Here is a 17,970-nt window from a genome sequence, read left to right as displayed (position 1 = left end):
AGCTTGTAGCTGATAACTTGTAGCTAACTAAATCATTCCTCATTTTTGCTCGAAGAATGTGAGGACAAAAATAAAGGCAATGCCGTTAAGGTGCAAATATTTAACGGAAATGGACACAAACCCTTATCGCGACCCTAAAAACAAAAACAACATACCTAAAAGCACTCCCAACAGGCACACTACCTTGAGTTTCACGTTTTTATCGTGCAACACAATGGCGCCATACAAAAACGCAACGATAACTCCTAAACGACGAATGGTAGAAAGCACTGATATTAATGAATCGGGCATTGTAAGTGCATAAAAGTAAAGAAAATCGGCCGCCACAAGAAAGACTGAAATAAGCACAATAGACCAGCGAAACTGAAAAGGAGTAGTCTTTTTGCGGGTTGGGCGCCACATGAACATCGTGATAAGAGCCATTATAGCCGCCTGATAAAAGGTATAATACACCTGCACCGCCATATGGTCGTATTGGCGCATCAGGTATTTATCGTACAGCCCGCTGGCTGCTCCGGCAAGGGTTGCCAGTACAATAAACCAAAACCATTTGTTTGTAGTGAATGAAAAGCCCTCTTTCTTCCCCACTACCGAAAACATAAAAAACGAGATAAGCGCAATGGCAATACCTACTGCCTGATAGAGGTTAAGCTGCTCGCCAAACAAAAGCACCGCACCCAACACCGTCCACATAGGGCGGGTAGCACTAATAGGGGTAGCAAGCGTTATAGGCAAGTGCTTTAAACCGAAATATGAAAAAATCCACGAGGTGAGAACAATAACAGACTTTAGCAGTATGAACAAATGTGTACGTAAATCCACCTGCGGAACATAAAATATGCTACCTGCGATAACAGCAGGCTGAAACCGCGAAACCAACAAAAAGGGAAGAAGTATGAGCGAGGATATGACAATGGAAACGAACAATACCGGAATAACGGCATTGTTTTGCAATGATATTTTTTTGCAAACATCATAAGCTCCCAAGAGCAATGCCGACCCAAATCCGAGAAGCAACCACATATCAGTTATTTTTTAAGAGAATGATAAGTTTTGAAATAAGAATCTTTTTTTTTACTGCCTTTCAGGCAAAGCGTACCATATAGTTTTCATCAAGTACTAAGAGCTTGTCTTAAAAAGCAAAAATAATCAATTTTGCTACTATCAAATTATTACCGCCCAGAAACAAGGTAATAAGGTTATTATTGACAAACCTTAGTAATCGCACAAGTAGGGATAAACCCACCTTATTACCTTATTTTACATTATGAATTGTAATATACAACAATTGACTTATTCGCTTTTTGGACAGTTCCTCTTACTCCTCTCCATAAAGAAAAAAAGTTTGCAAAAATAACTTTATTTTCACAAACTTTCCTCCGATTAAGAACTAAAAGAAGAATTTAAAAGCATACATACATGAGAAATCGTTCCCTTTTAGTTTTTATTTAATTGATGTGTTTCTACGAATCCTCCATTAGTCTCTATTTGTAACACATAATTGCCCGACGCCATGGGAGATATATCAATGCTGTTAGTATTTTCATATTCAGCCACTTTTTTCCCTTTCATATCATAAACCACAACCCTCTTAGGTATTTCGCTGCCATCAATATTCAAATAGCCTGTACTGGGATTGGGATATATTTTAAACCGAAGGTCATGTACTGTTTGCACATCACCCGTATTCAATCCAAGATAATGAAACTCCTCTCCCTGCTCGCCTTTCTGATACAAGCGGACATAATCTACATACATTGCGGATTGAAAATTATTTGACTCATTCAGTGCTGTAATCTTACTTATGTTTGCACTGCCTGTGATTCCCGTAAAATGCCCCCCGACGGCTAAATTCAAAATAACAAAAAACGGCTTGTCGAAATAATGTCCGGGAGAGTTTATATCATCATACCCATTTATCGCCATTGCAAAGTATGGTTCTGCATCCGGATATTTATCCAAATCCAGATACATCCTTACATAATCCTTGTCCCAGATAATGGTATATAAATGAAAATCGTCCTGCAAGCTATATGGCGCGGTAGAGTGTTTTGCATAATTAGGATAACCACCATTAGCATACACGCCCCAATGACATGCGCCATTGAAATAACGCTCCTGAGTATTGCTTTTTATTCCATCGGCGTTGCCTGCTTCCAAAATATCAATCTCGCCACATCGTGGCCAATTCACTTCGGCATAGTTAGCGCCAAGAAGCCAAAAGGCAGGCCAAAGCCCGTTGGCCGTTTCAGGCATTTTTATCCGTGCCTCCAACTTGCCGTACTTAAAGTGCATTTTGCCTTGCGTGGTCAGACGTCCCGATGTGAATTTCTTTTGCGAAAAGTTCTCTTTTTTTGCTGTCAGTATCAAGCAGTTTTCTCCACTCAACGGCTCTTTTCCTATCGACAGGTTCTCTCTACGGTAATACTGCATTTCCTGATTGCCGCCACCGTCTCCGTTCACTTCCACAGTCCAGTTATTTGCTTCGTTCAGGGTACTTCCTTCAAAATTTTCCTGCCATACCAATTTGTACTCTTGTTCTTCCGATTTTTTATCCGAAAAGTCAGCTCCGGCACGAAGCTGAAAACAAAAACAAACAACTGAAATACAACACAATATCCTCTCTAATTTAATCATTTTTATTTCTTTATATACCTTATTTATACTTTTATTTTTGCACAATAGAACAACAGGCAAACTTCATTAACGAGGTTCGCATACACTCATAAAACTAATAATCCTGCTACCCTATATTATTAATCTTACTGATAAACAAATCTTAATTGAAAAGCTATTTGTTTTAGCATTTACTCATCATCTGATGGAATTGCTATTCAACATTTTAAAAAAGCAAATATACAATTCCACCGGATGATTTTTATTCGGGTTTTAAAACAACAAAGCTCTTATTTAACAAACACTTTTAGAGCCTCACCATCAATATCCATCAGATATATGCCTTTCGACAATTTCACGGCAATGGCATTATCTGCCGAAAGGTTTGTATATACACTTTTTCCCAGCATATCATATATCTTCACACTCTTAGCACCAGCTGCCTGTATATAAATAGTTTCAGCATCTACATACCAGTTGGCACCTGCAACTCCCTGCTCTGCAACACCGGTTGTTGTATTCTGATAGAAATAAATATTATCTACATATACAATAGCCTTGGACGGGTTATCATTAACTTCGTCATCATCCGCAACTAATTTCATCTGATAAATAGCAGCCGGATTTACGCCTGTAAAACTTGACAATGGAATATCGAAAGAGTTCCATTGCTCCTGATTTAGCGGAGCACATGCAACAAGTGTTTCGCCACCTCCGATAGGTGATATTTCAAATTTAACCGCATTTGGAGTCCACACATCAATATGGAGTGTATTCATCGCACTATAGTCGATTGGGGTAACGTTATAATATATTTTTTCATAACTATCATATTTATCTAAATTCGTGTGCTTTTAAAATTAAAAATCCATGTTTATCCCAAACATAAAGGTTCTGCTTTGAGGATAGTTTCCATAATCAACCCCACCACCCACTTCGGGGTCGTATCCGGTGTATTTGGTAATAGTAAACAGGTTGTTGGCAGTTACATACAGGCGGCATCTGCTTATAAATAACTTTTCAGTATGTTTTTTAGGAATAGTATATCCCACTTGTACGTTTTTCAACCTGAAATAAGCACCACTCTCCACAAAACGGCTGCTTGTAGCATAGTTGTTCGAGTTTCCGTAAGGATTGGGTATTGTACCCGTCTGGTTATTTACAGTCCAAGCATCGCGCATCTGTGTGCCTAAAGCAGCCTCAGTGCCTTTGCCTTCGGTTCTTACACGCATCTTATTGTATATCTCGTTGCCATACACACCCTGAAAAAACAATTGTATATCTACCCCGTAAAACTCAGCACCAAGATTAACTCCGTATGTCAACCAAGGGAATGGATTTCCCAAGCTTGTTTTATCATAATCATCTATTTTTCCGTCGGGCGCACCATCAGGACCGCTTATGTCTTCGAATTTGGCATCGCCTGCATGGTACGGAAGCTGATCAATATCCTCATAACTGTAAAGATGTCTCCATGCTTCGGTATCGTCTTTATAAATTCCCAAATAGTTATAACCCCAGAATGTATAAAGCGGAAGCCCCTCGTTAGATACTGTTACATCACCGTATATAGGCGCTCCCCCGTTCAGGGCGGTCAGTTCATTCCTTACAAATGACACATTACCTCCTATATTATAGCTCACTTTTCCTATCTTATTGCTATGGTCGAGCGCTATCTCAATACCTTGATTACGTACTGTTCCTACATTCTTAACCGCATCGTAACGGTTGCCTACATGTGCGGGAGCAGTTACAGGCAATAGCATTTCTTTTGTATCACGTTGATACAAATCTACATTACCACTCAGAAGCCCGTTCCAGAATCCGAAATCCACCCCTATGTTTAGCTGTTCGGTAGTTTCCCATTTACCACCGGAATTAACCCATGTAAGAACAGTTGCACCTGTCTGAGTTTTGGATGTTTCGCCAAACGGATAATCAACAAACGTAGGCCCTGAATTAAACACTTTCAAAATAAAGCTGTCGTCGCCAATTTTATCATTACCTATCTGCCCCCACCCTGCACGAAGTTTCAGGTTGTCCAGATTATCAAAATCGTCCATAAACGATTCCTCGCTTATGCGCCATGCCAATGCTGTAGAAGGGAAATAACCCCACAAGTTTTCGGGAAACTTACTTGAAGCATCGGCACGGAAGTTAGCTGTAATCATATAACGGCTTGCATACGAATAGTGTAAACGTCCCAATAGCGAAAACCTTCTTGCTCTCGACACCCCATCACCTGCTTCAGTCCTATCTTCAGTTGTCTGATTCAGATACCAGTTGTTCTCTACCGGATTCAATATACTTGCTCCCGAACCGCCAATGTTATAATAATTAAACTCTTCGGCGGTTTGTCCTATCATCCCCGAAAAACTATGCTTACCTATGGTATTGGAATAGGTCAGTGTGTTTTCAATCATCAGGGTAGAATAACGGCTCATACCGCTCGATAAATAGTTTTTATCCGCTTTATCGAAACTGGAGTATTCATAAGCATTTTTAAATAGCTTATCGCGGTTGTTCGACAAATCGAGACTTAAATCGGAGCGGAACACCAGATTTTTGATGGGAGTAATTTCCATGTATATATCGCCCACCCAACGCTCGATTATGGACTCCGGATGAGAATTTTCTACCATCGAAAACGGATTGGTCACATTTTTAAAGTTGGATGATGCTGCAATCTGACCGCTCAAATCCTTACCTTCACTATTTACTGAGCCATCAGGATAATGAGTAGGGGCCCATGGAGCCATAGCTAAAGCTGCCGACAAAACGGAAGCAGCCGGACTGGCATTATTATTCATGGCGTTACGCCCACGCGAGGACATAAACGAAAGATTCTCGCCTATCTTCAACCATTTGCGTACCTGAAAAGAACTATTGAAACGCAGCGTAAGACGCTCATAATTAGAGCCGATAATAGTACCATCCTGATTAAAGTAACTTGCACTGAAAGCGTAAGCACTTTTATCTGTTCCGCCACTGATAGAAAGGTTGTAATTATGAATCAGCGCATTGCTATTGAATACTTCGTCCTGCCAATCGGTTTCCTGAGCTGAATAATCAAAATTAGTAGGATAATATGGCGATTCCCCTAACCTATACATAGACAACCAAGCACCAAAACCCTGTTCGTTAAATATTTGACTTTCGGTTCTATAGTTAGCTAAACCCACAATAGTAGAGGCAAACTCGTCGCGCTTCATCAAATCCAGTTTACGCCAACGGTTTTGTACACCCCAATAAGCATTAAAAGATATATTGGATTTTCCTTCTTTACCTTGTTTGGTAGTTACAAGGATTACACCATTCGCACCACGCGAACCATAAATTGCCGTAGCCGAAGCATCCTTTAAGATTTCAGTCGATTCTATATCGTTAGGATTCAAAAACTTAATGTCAGACACCATCACTCCGTCCACTACATACAGAGGCGAACTATTATTTACAGTACCTATACCACGAATACGAACTTCAGCTTCGGCACCGGGCTGTCCTGTATTCGAGTTTACAGTAACACCTGCAACACGCCCTTGCAAAGCCTGATCCAAACCGGCAGCGGGTGTTTTTTGTAGTTGGTCGGCTTTAACAGAAGAAACAGCTCCTGTCAGGTCGCTTTTCTTCATTGTTCCGTAACCAATAGCAACTACTTCGTCCAACATATAAGCATCCCCTTTTAACACAATACGCATAGAGGTGTTTGATGCAGTTATTTTTTGCTCGAAAGTTTGATAGCCGATAAATGATACGCTCAAAACCGAGCCGGACGGAACAGTCAATTCAAAATTCCCGTCAAAATCGGTAATAGTACCTTGCGTAGCACCCTTCACTACTACATTAGCTCCTATTACGGGCAGATTATCATCTTCTCCAATAACAACCCCTGCTACCTGTACATTATTTTGAGCAAACAGAACTTGAACAAAAAGTAATAAACAATACAATAAAAAAGATTTTTTCATACTACGTTCAATTTTTTATATCTTGATTCAAAAAAATTTCATTCGAACATTACAAATGTAAGTAAGTGAGTCTTTGCAACGAAATTTACTCCCTCACAAAAACTCAACAACACACTCTATCGCTTTCATTTTTATACAACATTTAGCATCAAAACAATCTGATTATCAGATGTTTTTAAAATAGAATGTTATACAACATATTTTATAATTTCATCAACAGCAAAAAAACAACACATTGAATACCTTATAAAGTCTGTGTTAGGTGTTTTTTCATACCCGATTTATTTATCACAAGAACTCTTTTTCACTTCCACATAAGTCACCCCCCTTTTTAATATATTCTACCCTTCTCCTTTTTGAGGCAGCCCCCTGTTAAGTTCTATTAAGTCAATAATATTCAGATACAATGGACACGCCGTAGGCGTGCAAGTTTGGTAAAAACACAATTAATCAACAACGCGCCGTAGGTATGCCACTTTATCGGTAATTGTAGCGTACCTACGGTACGCCAAAATCATATCATGCCTTATTGTTACCAAACTTTGCTCCCTACAGGAGCCTTTTGCACAATACATTCAGAGCTTAACCCATATTTGACGCAGGTTGGTGATTATACCTACCTCTCGTTTGTAACGAGAGGTTAATGGTTTCACGTTTAAAACGTAGTTCCCATTTAGTCCCTCGTTGCAAACGAGGGACAGGAGAGTTGTTATATGATAAAATCACGGCACACTGTGCCTCTTAAGGTGCAGAGCACCGGAATATTTGTAGCCAAGCGAGAAGCAAAAAAGAGCTGCAGAGTAGCGAAATGTATTTTTGGGGAGTCTGATTTATCCGACAAGCGGCATGAAGCCGCTGTTCGGAAAAAGGACTTACCGCTTAAGTTGACGACATTGGGTGACACTACACTTGTTAAAAGTAAAAAAAGGCATCCATCACGGACACCTTTCTCACTAAAATGTTTAAACTATTATCTAAAATAAAAATCAGCAAAATTATTGTTTTATGACTTTGAGTATTTTCTGGCTTTCTTTTCCATTAAGTACCAGATAATAAACTCCGGCATGCAAATGCTGTAGCTCTATTTGTGTTATTTCGTTCTGAGTATTTCTCTCCAACACAGTTTTTCCTGTAATATCAATTATCCTAAGGCCAACGATATCTTTCTGATTTGGAATACTTAAAAACAATTTGTCAGAAAACGGATTAGGATAAACTATAGTTTCATCCAACTGATTTAGGGAATCGACACCCGAAGTTTTATCGATGATAAAAGTATTTACCGAGCCTGATGCTGTCCCCAACCCTGCTCCATTAACCGCATTCACATACCACGTATGTTGTCCTATATCCAGCAGGGTTTGTGTATAGTTGGTATTAGTAACCTGCGCGCGCCTTACCCCATCAATATATACTTCGTAATAAGCGATGGAGGATTCCGGGTCAGAGCTTGCTTCCCACGTAAAAGTGATTGAAGTACTTGTTCCGGTAGTGCTATTCTCCGGCGAGATTAAATTAAAAGCTGCAGGAGGAGTTGTATCTTCTACCCCAAAACCCTGAATACCATAACCGTAGTGAAAAAGCGGGTCGCCATATATAGGAGGCACCTGTTCGCCACGGTCAATGTGGTTGCGTATCAGCTCACGCTCGTAAGCAGTAGCTCCCAAATCGTAAGGAAGTTCCCATCTTTCTATCTGGTTATTCAAATCATCAGTTCCTATCTGCGCGTCAGACCTCGGCATCTGGAAAGGCAGTTTGCCTGTAGGGGCAAAATCTCCAAAAATACACTCAGCCACAGCCTGACCAATACCATTTCCACCACGATAAACAGCCAATATTGCATCCGACATTTCTACAACAGGAGTTAATACATACGGACGCGGCAAAATAACAACGGTTATTACTTTTATACCTCTGTTTTTAAAGTCTCTTATTACTGCTAATTGTGCTTCGGGTATATTCGGATTTTTACCGTCCCACTCGGTTCCATGAGTATAGCCCTGCTCACCTATAACCACCACTGCAACTTTAGGATTGTCGCTGTTATCCTGATAAACTTCAATACCATCTTCCGTAGCTCTATCGGTAACTGCTTTTACATATGTTTTTGCCTGTGGATTGTCATAATAAATCGATTGCCAAATGACATTCGGGTCTTCTTGGAATTTCCACGTAGCACGCGGGCCTCCTACGACCATTTCATCACCAGCATTCAGTTTCAGAGGTAAAACATTATCGTTTTTAAGCAGGGTGATGGATTTGCGTGCTGCATTTAATACGATTTGATGATGTTCGGCATTAGTCCAAGTGCAGGTAGGGTCGCCATAAGGATTCTCAAACATCCCCATGCGGATTTTCACATCCAGCACACGCCTTACCGCCTCGTTTATCCTATCCATACCAACAGCAGCTACAAGTTCGGCAAAGTTAGTGTCTTTGGAAGGAGCCCCGCCCAACACATCAATTCCGGCGCCAATACTTTCTACAGATTGTTCTGTATTAGAAGCCAGCCAGTCGGTCACGATAAAGCCTTTGAATTTTATCTCGTTTTTCAGGTAATCAATAATTTTCTTACTTGAGTTAGCACCTGCACCCGAAGGGTCGAGAAATGGTGAAGAGCTATAACCCGGCATGGCCGACACTGCATTGGCATCGACAGTAGCGTGCCAAGGCTTCATGTGATATTTTATAGTTACTTCATCGTATTGCGTAGGGCCTTCGCCACCCGCACCCTGACTGGGCCAGTGTTTCACGGTTATCATCATCGAATGTGGATTGACCTCAGGGCCTCCTTGCATACCGCAAACAAGTGCACGTACCATAGCCGCAACCTCGTCGGCATTTTCTCCGCCACCTTCCTGAATACGTGGATAAAGTGCTTTTGTAGCTACTTCGGCCAATGGAGACAGCGTTCCTGTGAATCCAAACGATTTTTGCTCTACACGGTGCAGGTTTCCGCATTGGTATGCCAAATCCATATCGCGTGTAGCGGCAAGCCCAAGCTGGGTAGGATAAATGGTTTTCCAACCGTGCATTTTATCTCCTAAAAACGCGATAGGAATACCCATCCGGGTTTTAGAGGCTTTGTATTGTTCTGTTCTCATACCACCCTCTACGCCATACGAAAAGGCAAAACCATCCAAAGGGTTTTCATTACCTCCGTAAAAAAGCTGCGAAATCTTTTCCTCCGTCGTAAGGCGGCTCATAATATCGTCCAAACGTTCTTCAGGGGTAAGATGCCAGTCCTCAAACGGCTCTATTGTTCCGTTTTTATTCATATCACGACAACCATTCACCATGCCGATACCATCATTCTCCTGCTCCAGATATGGAATGTACAAGCCGAACTGTTTTTTGTCAGAATACTTCATTCCCGAAGTGGTAGTGGCAATTACATACCATTTGTATGTCCACCTGTCTACCAAGTCCGATTGCAAAGTGAACGAATTAGCAGTTGATTCTCCCACTTTGGTATATCTGTCCAACAGATTTCCGGCAACATGCCACTCATAGTCGTTTCGCGTGATGTTGACATAAACTTCATACTTAACAGCATCAGCACAAGCCTCCCAAGTAAAAGTTGGCCGGCGGGTATCTGTTATCATCGCTTTGTTTCCCGGAAAAGTCAAATTAAAATCTACCTGTTCAGGAGGCAATACCGAGACAATGATTTCATCCGTGTCAACAGCCTGCTCATTATCTACTACTGTCAGCTGAAACTTATAGTCGCCCAACGCCAAATTGCTCACTGTAGTTTTAGCCGAATTAGGAGTAGCAATTGTGGCTTGCGCCCCGCTTACCTGAGTCCAACCGAAACTAACAATTTCACCATCACGGTCGATACTTCTCGACCCGTCCAGTTCTACCGAGCTTGTAGGAGAATATATTATCATGTCGGGGCCTGCATCGGCTACGGGAGCCTGATTACCGAAAGTAATTTTAGGAGTCAACTTTACTCCGATAACCATATCACGATACACTTTTACATTGAGTGGAATACCTTTTATAGAATCGTTCTGCGTACCTTCTTTCAAAGTCCAGAAATCAATATCAAAGTTCCCTCTGAAATCGAGCAAATCTAATTTCAACGGACTTCCTTCGTTAAATGTCAGGTCGATAACTTCATCTTTGTTTTGTATGGTCAGTTCATCCGTACCATCCACATCGGCAGGTGTAAGACGCATTTTCAGGTACTGAACATACGGAACTTCAATCTTCACCGGAACCTGATTCAGCTTTTCAACTCCATACACACGGCACTCATAAAATGAATATCCATATCCCATAGCACGTTCAAATCCTAACATACGCAGGTAGCGTCCCTTGGGGTTGATATCGGTACTTACAGTTTCTTCGCCTCCGGGGCTATTGATAACATGGGCAATATCAACGTATGTTTTGAAATCGCGGTCGTTGGACAATTGGATTTTATATACTTTTGCGTAAGCAGCTTCCCACTTAAATTCCACACTGAATATATGATACTCCTTACCTAAATCGACAGTCCACCAAGCACTCTCCAAGTGTTTACTTTCCCAGCGTGTATCGGCATCACCATCGTTACCATTAGCTGCCGAGTTACCACCCTCTACAGTGGATGCCCAGCTATCTTTACCCTCGCTGATAAGATCCTGCGCTACCAACAAGGATATATTCAATAAAAAAGCTACTGATATTAATATTAATTTTTTCATGGGTTATCTTCTTCTTTTTTACTATAATTTTACTTTAATATTTTGAATGAAACAGAACGATTATCGGCACCTATTATATTCAGTATATAACACCCTTTGTCCAAACTGCTTGTATTCAATCTGACTTGCGGTAAATCCCGAACGTTTTCTTCCATCATCAGCACTCCTGCCAACGAATATAAACGAACTTTTTCATACGCTCCGGATTCATCCAAACTCACACTCACCCAATCGGAAAACGGATTAGGATATACCATGATACTTCCGTTCTTCAAGTCATTGTTACCTGTAGTGTTATCCACATAAATGCGCACATTTTCTGAGCTTTTAGCACCTTCATTGTCGGTTACGGTAAGCTGGAATATATACAAATTGCCTGTTTCAAAGCCCGACACTTTTACCGTTGGATTGGCTGTACTCTCCTGCTGTACTGTTAATTTATTATTTGCATCTATTTGCTGCCATTCGTATTTTACAATCGTACCATCAGGGTCGGTAGATGCACTGCCATCCAATACTATCTCTTTTTCGGACGACGAAATTGTACGGCTCGCACCCGGATTAGCAATCGGTGCAAAATTGCCGGGTTTTACCACTAACACAACCCTATCGGTTGTTTCAAAGCCGTTGCTATCGGTAATTTCCACCTCGAAAACATAAGTTCCCAACTGCAAGCCCGACACTGTAGTAGTCGCCGCAGCAGGTGATTCTATAGTTATTAACGGATTTGAATCTACCTGTTTCCATTCATATTTTGTTATTACGGCATCACCATACGTTTTTACCGTTGCACTAAGTGTCGCCGAGTTTTGCGGCGACTGGATTACCTGGTCTGCTCCGGCTGATACCTCAGAAGGTAATTTTTCGTCCGGCAATAAGCTGAAACTATACGAACTCAGGTTAGCACCATTCTTCGCAACAGTAATACGCATAATCTGAACACCTGCCTTCAGAGGGATATTAGCCAGAAAAACATCTTTATAATCGCCCCACGAGCCTGTAGAATTTAAAACAATGCCGCCGCTTTTGTCTTCGCCATCTATATCTATTTGTAAAGTACCTCCATTGGCCGAAGCTAACCGACCATACATTGCATACACGCCGGTTTCTTGCACTTCGATTGTATATTCGAGCCATTCTCCATTATTTGTCCATCCCACATTGCCATCGCCATTGTTACTATCTTCGGTTTCGACACCTGTGCCCGGCCTGAAATTATTACCTCCCTGCATTTCAATCTCTTGATCGTAACACGAAATTCCGTACCCTCCATTGTCAAACTTTACTGCAAGTATTTTATCTTGCGGCACACTCCAAGGTGTATCATTAAACGGGGTTTGTGCCGTAGCCAACACTTCTACATTGATAATATACGGCTCACTTTTGTTTCCATCATTATCCGTAGCTATCACTTTCAGCTCTTTTACGCCCGGAGTATTCGGGGTAAACGAAACCTCATAAGGCTCTACGTACGAAGTACCTATCTGTTCGTTACCAAAATAAAAATCTACCCAAAGCACACTTCCGTCTTTATCCGATGCACTTGCCTGAATCTTAATTGGCTTATTCAATGCTATCTTGTCTCCATCCTGATATGTGGCTATCGACACACTCGGATTTTGTCCGCCCACAACCCTCGAATTGTAATACTTTCCGGCCGATACTCTGATGGTTTCGATAACAGTTCCATCCTTATAAATATCTACATCCACGTCCGCATTGGTCGAATTATATAACAAATAGGTTAATTCACCTTTTGCATTCTGGTACACAGCCCCCGACGGAATACTTGTATGATACCCTACGGCTGGTTTACCGTAAGTAATCATAGCATTGCTCAGATAGTAATTCGTAGCCGTATTTTTATGGTTGCGCCATTCCTCGCCGTCTTTTCCTTCCAGCTTACAAAAATCATCCACCCACTCCGAAGCATTTACGGGGTCTATATAGTTCATTATATTCAGGTGATAACCACCCAGATAAGGCCCCATAGTTTTGATATTATCATAAGGGTCGTCGTTGGTGTGCATTGGCTTACCATCGTAAAAGAAAGTAGTCCGTTCGTGAAACATAGCCTTGTTTATAGCGTTCATCCTTTCGGGCTTAAGACCGAAATCAGTGAAGAAGAAATCTACCGGACATGCTTGTATACCGAGTACCCAAGCAGGGTCGCCTGCAAAATAAGTAGCCCAAGCCAGATTATCAGTCCGCAATATCCCTACATATTCATGCTCGTAAGTTTCGGGGAAATTCTCCTCGTACAAATCGAGCCAATACTCTCCGGCCGAAGTCACCTCAAGCAAGTAGCCCATCGCGCCTGTATCAATTATACGCTTATCATTCAACTCTACGCCAAGCATATAAATACCAAACCACGAGTTGATGGCTTCCGATGTCGATTCCTGATTATTGCCGCTTCCATCACCTGTACCTCCGGCAAAAGAATGACCGAAATAAGGGTCGAACGTTCTCAGGAAAGGGATATAGGTATCACCGGCATTTTCATACCTGTCCCAGTTAGCATAGGTTTGTGTTACCAATTTTGCCATTTCGGCAAAATCACGTTTAAACTCCTTATCTACCATCATCAGGCGTGCCGAGCCAATGGTGAAATATCCATTATGGAAGTGTAAATCGTTGAATCCCTGCGAACCATACCCCGGAGGAAATCCTATTACCCCTCCATATTTAGGATATGCTGCAAAAAAGCGTTCTTTTTTAGTTTTTTCCGATTCATCAAAAATATACCAGTCTGCAAATTCATTTTTCAGATTGTTTTTAAACAAGTCGAACCCGTTATGGTCGAGCGATTTTGCCATAAGCATCAGCGAACTGTTTTCGCCAAGCCCTTTTGCATATGTATTGCCGTTGATGGTATAATTTTTCGATGCATAATCCAGCAATGAACTCAATGTTTCCTTACGTTCGTCTGATATATCCAGCGGCTCAGGCAAGTAAGGAGGCATACCGCCAAAATCATACGAAAAAGTAAACGATTTGGCTGCTCCGGTGTGCATTTTACCCCTAAACATATGATAGTCGGCATCAGGTATAAATTCAAAGTTTTTAGTTGTTGTACGATAATGGTGAGGCAAAAAGCTCATCAGTATTTCCTGACCATCTTTTTTTGTATCCATATTTACCGCTTTTACATCAAAAGAGGTAACAACCTTGCCTTCGGCTACTTTATATTCGTAATTGAATGTAATATTCTCCGGTTTATTCCGTGCATATTGGTCGTAAAGGCCGAGGAATGACTTGTCAGGCAATGCCGAAACTACAACATACCTTTTATCTCCTGCCATTTCTACCTGAAAATCGCCTCCGTTGGATTGATGGATAATACTTCCGGCAGGCAAATGGACTCCGTAAACCCGACCGTTCGATTCGAGCGCTACTGTATTTTTCTGCACGGGAAAATCAGTAATACTGTTTCCATCCGCATCATAAACCAAAGCTCTGCCATCAGGGGCTAATATCGGATAAAGTTTGTTCAGCTCCACATACACAAAAGGCACTCCATGTACAATAGTAGCATCCATACGTTTCTCACCGTCTTCGCTCCGCAATGTAAAACCTAAGTCATCCCAATCATATACCTTCGCACTCTCTGTGTGGAAATCGGGAGTATACCCTGAGCCTCCTAATGCACTGTTTGTAAACACTATTTCATCGCACATAATGAATCCCCAGCCACCGCCTGAGTTATCTACTATGCGTATTTCGGCTTCTTTTCCTTTATATTCCTGCACATCCCAGGTATGTTGCTTGAGCGTTCCACTGCTTTCGCCTGTAGAAAATTTCACCCGTTGCCCGTCGACAAACAAGCCTACATACGTATCGTCCGGATAGTTTCCACCACCCACATACAAGCGAATGTAATTTTTTTCAATTGTAAATTTTGGGGATACAAGCGTTAACCTTGCGTTATCGCCCTTAAACGTATTGATAAACCTATCTCCTATATATCCGTTTGGAGTAGGGCTTTGGGTTATTTCCCAGGTAGCCATCGGTCCGGGTATGTTTTCGGTGTTATTCGACACAGTCCAACCCTGAGGCCAGCCTGAGGTTTCAAAATCAGCATAAAGCACATTATCATCATTTGCCTGCAATACAGTTGTAGCATTTATTTTCAGAGGGTTACCCCTGTTCATTCCGCCACCGTTGAATCCTTTCGGGAAAAACATATTAAAACCATTTGCACTTGCCGTAACCATGTGGGGGTAAGCCCATGCCTCGCATCCAAAGCGGTCGCCATCGGTGGTAACCGTCACAGGTGGCACATGGTATTCAGGCTGGATTCGTCCCAAGCCACGAAAGAGGAACTCTGTCCACCAATCGTTTGTAGGAATTGGCTTGTTACGCGCGTTATCGTGCAGATTCAGATGTGGCCATGCTTGTTCGAACCAGTTGTATGGTGCAGCGAAATAACCGTCTTCGTAAGCTACCGATTCGGGAGGGTATTCTGCATAGCTTCCTTCACCTGCCTGAACAATTTGCTGAGAGAATATATTGGCTGTAAAGCAAAACAGGAAAGATATTATAATGTACTTTTTCATCGGATAATTTTCTGTTTTTAAAAGACAATGACCCCGTGAACATACCTGATTTCGGCATGTTAAAAAAAAGAACTGTCCGGAAACCGGGGATTACGTTTTCCGGACAGTTTCACACAAATTATAGATTAATGATTTTTATCCTTCTATAATGATTTCTATAGCAGAAAAAAACAAAGTGTAAATAAGAAAATATCTGAAAATTTTAAATGAGCCTGTCCCAAAAAATCTTTTTTTGAACGCAAATTACGCAGATTACGCAAATTTGACTTTTTTAAATTGCTTTATTTCAACAAAATAAACTTTGTGTGAATTTGTGTTTATTTGCGAAATTTGCGTTCCTTATACTTTTGAGACACCCTCATCAAATTCATTTATATTAGCGTACTTCTATTTTGAAAGAAGCCTTGTCGCCAAGTTCATCAGTAATCTGAACAATGTACAATCCTTTGGACAAACCTGAAACATCAACCGACTCTACATTTGCCATTGATAAAACACGTTGCCCCTGAAGTGTGAAAAATGCGATTTCATTTACATTGCTATTAATATAAAGAACATCTTTCACAGGGTTAGGATATATAATGTAAGTACTTATCTGATTGTCTTTTAAAGAAGTAGTATCTGAAGAAGTAGTAAATACCAGTTTGTCTGTAAAAACAACCGACTCGTTACCTTCTGCGTCTACAGCATATACTTCGAACGAATACGATTCATTTGCAGTCAAGCCAGTCAATACGTAATTATTGTCGGCGGTTTTGTCTAAAGTTATATCATCTACCTTGTCATTTTCTTCTGAAAAACGAATTTTCGCAACAGCTAAAGTTCCTTCTGTAGCCACAACCTGCACATTAGCTGTAATAGCTGTAGCACTTACGAAACTTACATTCGTAATTTCAGGAAGTTCCAATGTTGCCAATTCGCAACCCAAGCCTACGGTATATGTCTGTATAGCATCAATAAAACAGTTTCCCCAGCTTTCCAGGTCACTATTACTTGTAGTCCAAACCAATGGACTTCCAAACGAAACTATGTCATTGTCGGCCAAAGGAGTATCAAAAGTCAATTTAATTTCGGTATTGTCAGCCGAAATAGTTTTAACCGGCTCGGTAGTAGGAGCTACCTCATTTACAAGTACATTGCCGACAGGTAATGAGTTGCCGTTCCATGTAGCAGTTTCGCCATATACAGGGGCGATAGAGAAAGTCACTTCTTTTTTATCTTCGGATACGTTTATCGTAAGATATGCCGGGTGCTGCTTACCATCCTGATTATAATTAATTATTTTATTACAATAGTCGGAAAAACCAGTTGAGGCAATTGCAATCATTTTAGGATTTATCAGGCCACCACCTGTTACTGTAATCGAATTGCTTCCTGACGACCCCTCAACCCAGTTCACTGTAATAATCTCGCCTGCAATCACTCCTTCTGCATCAGGGGTTAATGTTTCGGTGCTTAGAGTCAAACCTTTTGGGGCAGATAAAGTGATAGGTCCGGTTAAGTTCTCGCCTGAAATTGTAAACTTTTGCTCGCCTTTGTAAGGGCTGAACGACAAAAGTTCAGGGGTGGCACTTACAGTAGGAGCCCCTGCACATACCGAGCCATAAGTGTATGTAAACTGGTAAGTAGGCCACAAGTTGCCGTCGCCTGTTGTTGCATATTCCAATATTCCATTGATATACACCACATCACCCGCAGTCATCATATCTGCAACCGGTGTAAAAGTTATCTGAAGTTTATCATCACTTATTGTTCTTGTGAAATACTTGAAACCAACATTTTGGTCGTCATTTACTGTCATAGCTTCAACCACACCATCAGCATAACCATCATTACGGAAAGCCGTATTGCGGTCGCCTGCAAATGGATTGATACTCATTACAAAATCGCCATTAGCCAAAGTCTCAATACTGATATAAGCCTTTGCATTTTCGGTAGAACCCACTAAATAACCACAATAAGCAGATATTTCAGCAGCATGTACGTTAAAACCAAAGAAAGTCACTAAAGCTATCACAAGGATGCTTCTGAATTTTAAAGTAATTGTTTTCATAATACTATGTTTTATTAGGTAAGTTAATATATTTTTTACTGTATATTTCCAGTCAAATTATTATTCAAGTTTGTAAATTC

Annotated in this window: 7 protein-coding genes; all 7 read right to left on the bottom strand. The window is 41.0% G+C overall.

The features are described 5' to 3' along the window. Positions 1-123: 123 nt before the first annotated feature. The 7 genes from D0T49_RS06990 to D0T49_RS06960 all read right to left on the bottom strand — a co-directional run bounded on the left by D0T49_RS06990 (position 124) and on the right by D0T49_RS06960 (position 17,890). The gene (locus tag D0T49_RS06990) at positions 124-1,023 is read right to left on the bottom strand and encodes a DMT family transporter (RefSeq protein ID WP_163629885.1); all 900 of its coding nucleotides are present in this window, start codon (positions 1,021-1,023) and stop codon (positions 124-126) included. Between the two features lie 414 nt (positions 1,024-1,437). Beyond that, the gene (locus D0T49_RS06985; protein ID WP_163629884.1) at positions 1,438-2,637 is read right to left on the bottom strand and encodes a family 16 glycosylhydrolase; all 1,200 of its coding nucleotides are present in this window, start codon (positions 2,635-2,637) and stop codon (positions 1,438-1,440) included. 269 nt (positions 2,638-2,906) lie between these two features. Then, positions 2,907-3,395, bottom strand: a complete 489-nt coding sequence (locus D0T49_RS06980; protein ID WP_163629883.1) for a DUF6383 domain-containing protein — start codon at positions 3,393-3,395, stop codon at positions 2,907-2,909. Positions 3,396-3,476: 81 nt separating this feature from the next. Next, positions 3,477-6,584, bottom strand: a complete 3,108-nt coding sequence (locus D0T49_RS06975) for a TonB-dependent receptor (RefSeq protein ID WP_163629882.1) — start codon at positions 6,582-6,584, stop codon at positions 3,477-3,479. Positions 6,585-7,579: 995 nt separating this feature from the next. Next, complete coding sequence (locus tag D0T49_RS06970) at positions 7,580-11,278, bottom strand: glycoside hydrolase family 3 N-terminal domain-containing protein (RefSeq protein WP_163629881.1); 3,699 nt, start codon at positions 11,276-11,278, stop codon at positions 7,580-7,582. A 29-nt stretch (positions 11,279-11,307) separates the two neighbouring features. Continuing rightward, positions 11,308-15,837, bottom strand: a complete 4,530-nt coding sequence (locus tag D0T49_RS06965) for a glycosyl hydrolase (RefSeq protein ID WP_163629880.1) — start codon at positions 15,835-15,837, stop codon at positions 11,308-11,310. A 376-nt stretch (positions 15,838-16,213) separates the two neighbouring features. Continuing rightward, complete coding sequence (locus D0T49_RS06960; RefSeq protein ID WP_163629879.1) at positions 16,214-17,890, bottom strand: T9SS type A sorting domain-containing protein; 1,677 nt, start codon at positions 17,888-17,890, stop codon at positions 16,214-16,216. Positions 17,891-17,970 lie beyond the last annotated feature (80 nt).

This window comes from Paludibacter sp. 221, assembly GCF_010501035.1.
GTDB lineage: Bacteria > Bacteroidota > Bacteroidia > Bacteroidales > Paludibacteraceae > QVMH01.
This window is presented reverse-complemented; position numbering and strand designations above follow the sequence as displayed.

Excerpts from the sequence above, each read along its gene's own strand:
- D0T49_RS06970 (WP_163629881.1), bottom strand. The coding sequence starts at position 11,278 with ATGAAAAAATTAATATTAATATCAGTAGCTTTTTTATTGAATATATCC.
- D0T49_RS06985 (WP_163629884.1), bottom strand. The coding sequence starts at position 2,637 with ATGATTAAATTAGAGAGGATATTGTGTTGTATTTCAGTTGTTTGTTTT.
- D0T49_RS06965 (WP_163629880.1), bottom strand. The coding sequence starts at position 15,837 with ATGAAAAAGTACATTATAATATCTTTCCTGTTTTGCTTTACAGCCAAT.
- D0T49_RS06975 (WP_163629882.1), bottom strand. The coding sequence starts at position 6,584 with ATGAAAAAATCTTTTTTATTGTATTGTTTATTACTTTTTGTTCAAGTT.
- D0T49_RS06980 (WP_163629883.1), bottom strand. The coding sequence starts at position 3,395 with ATGAATACACTCCATATTGATGTGTGGACTCCAAATGCGGTTAAATTT.
- D0T49_RS06960 (WP_163629879.1), bottom strand. The coding sequence starts at position 17,890 with ATGAAAACAATTACTTTAAAATTCAGAAGCATCCTTGTGATAGCTTTA.
- D0T49_RS06990 (WP_163629885.1), bottom strand. The coding sequence starts at position 1,023 with ATGTGGTTGCTTCTCGGATTTGGGTCGGCATTGCTCTTGGGAGCTTAT.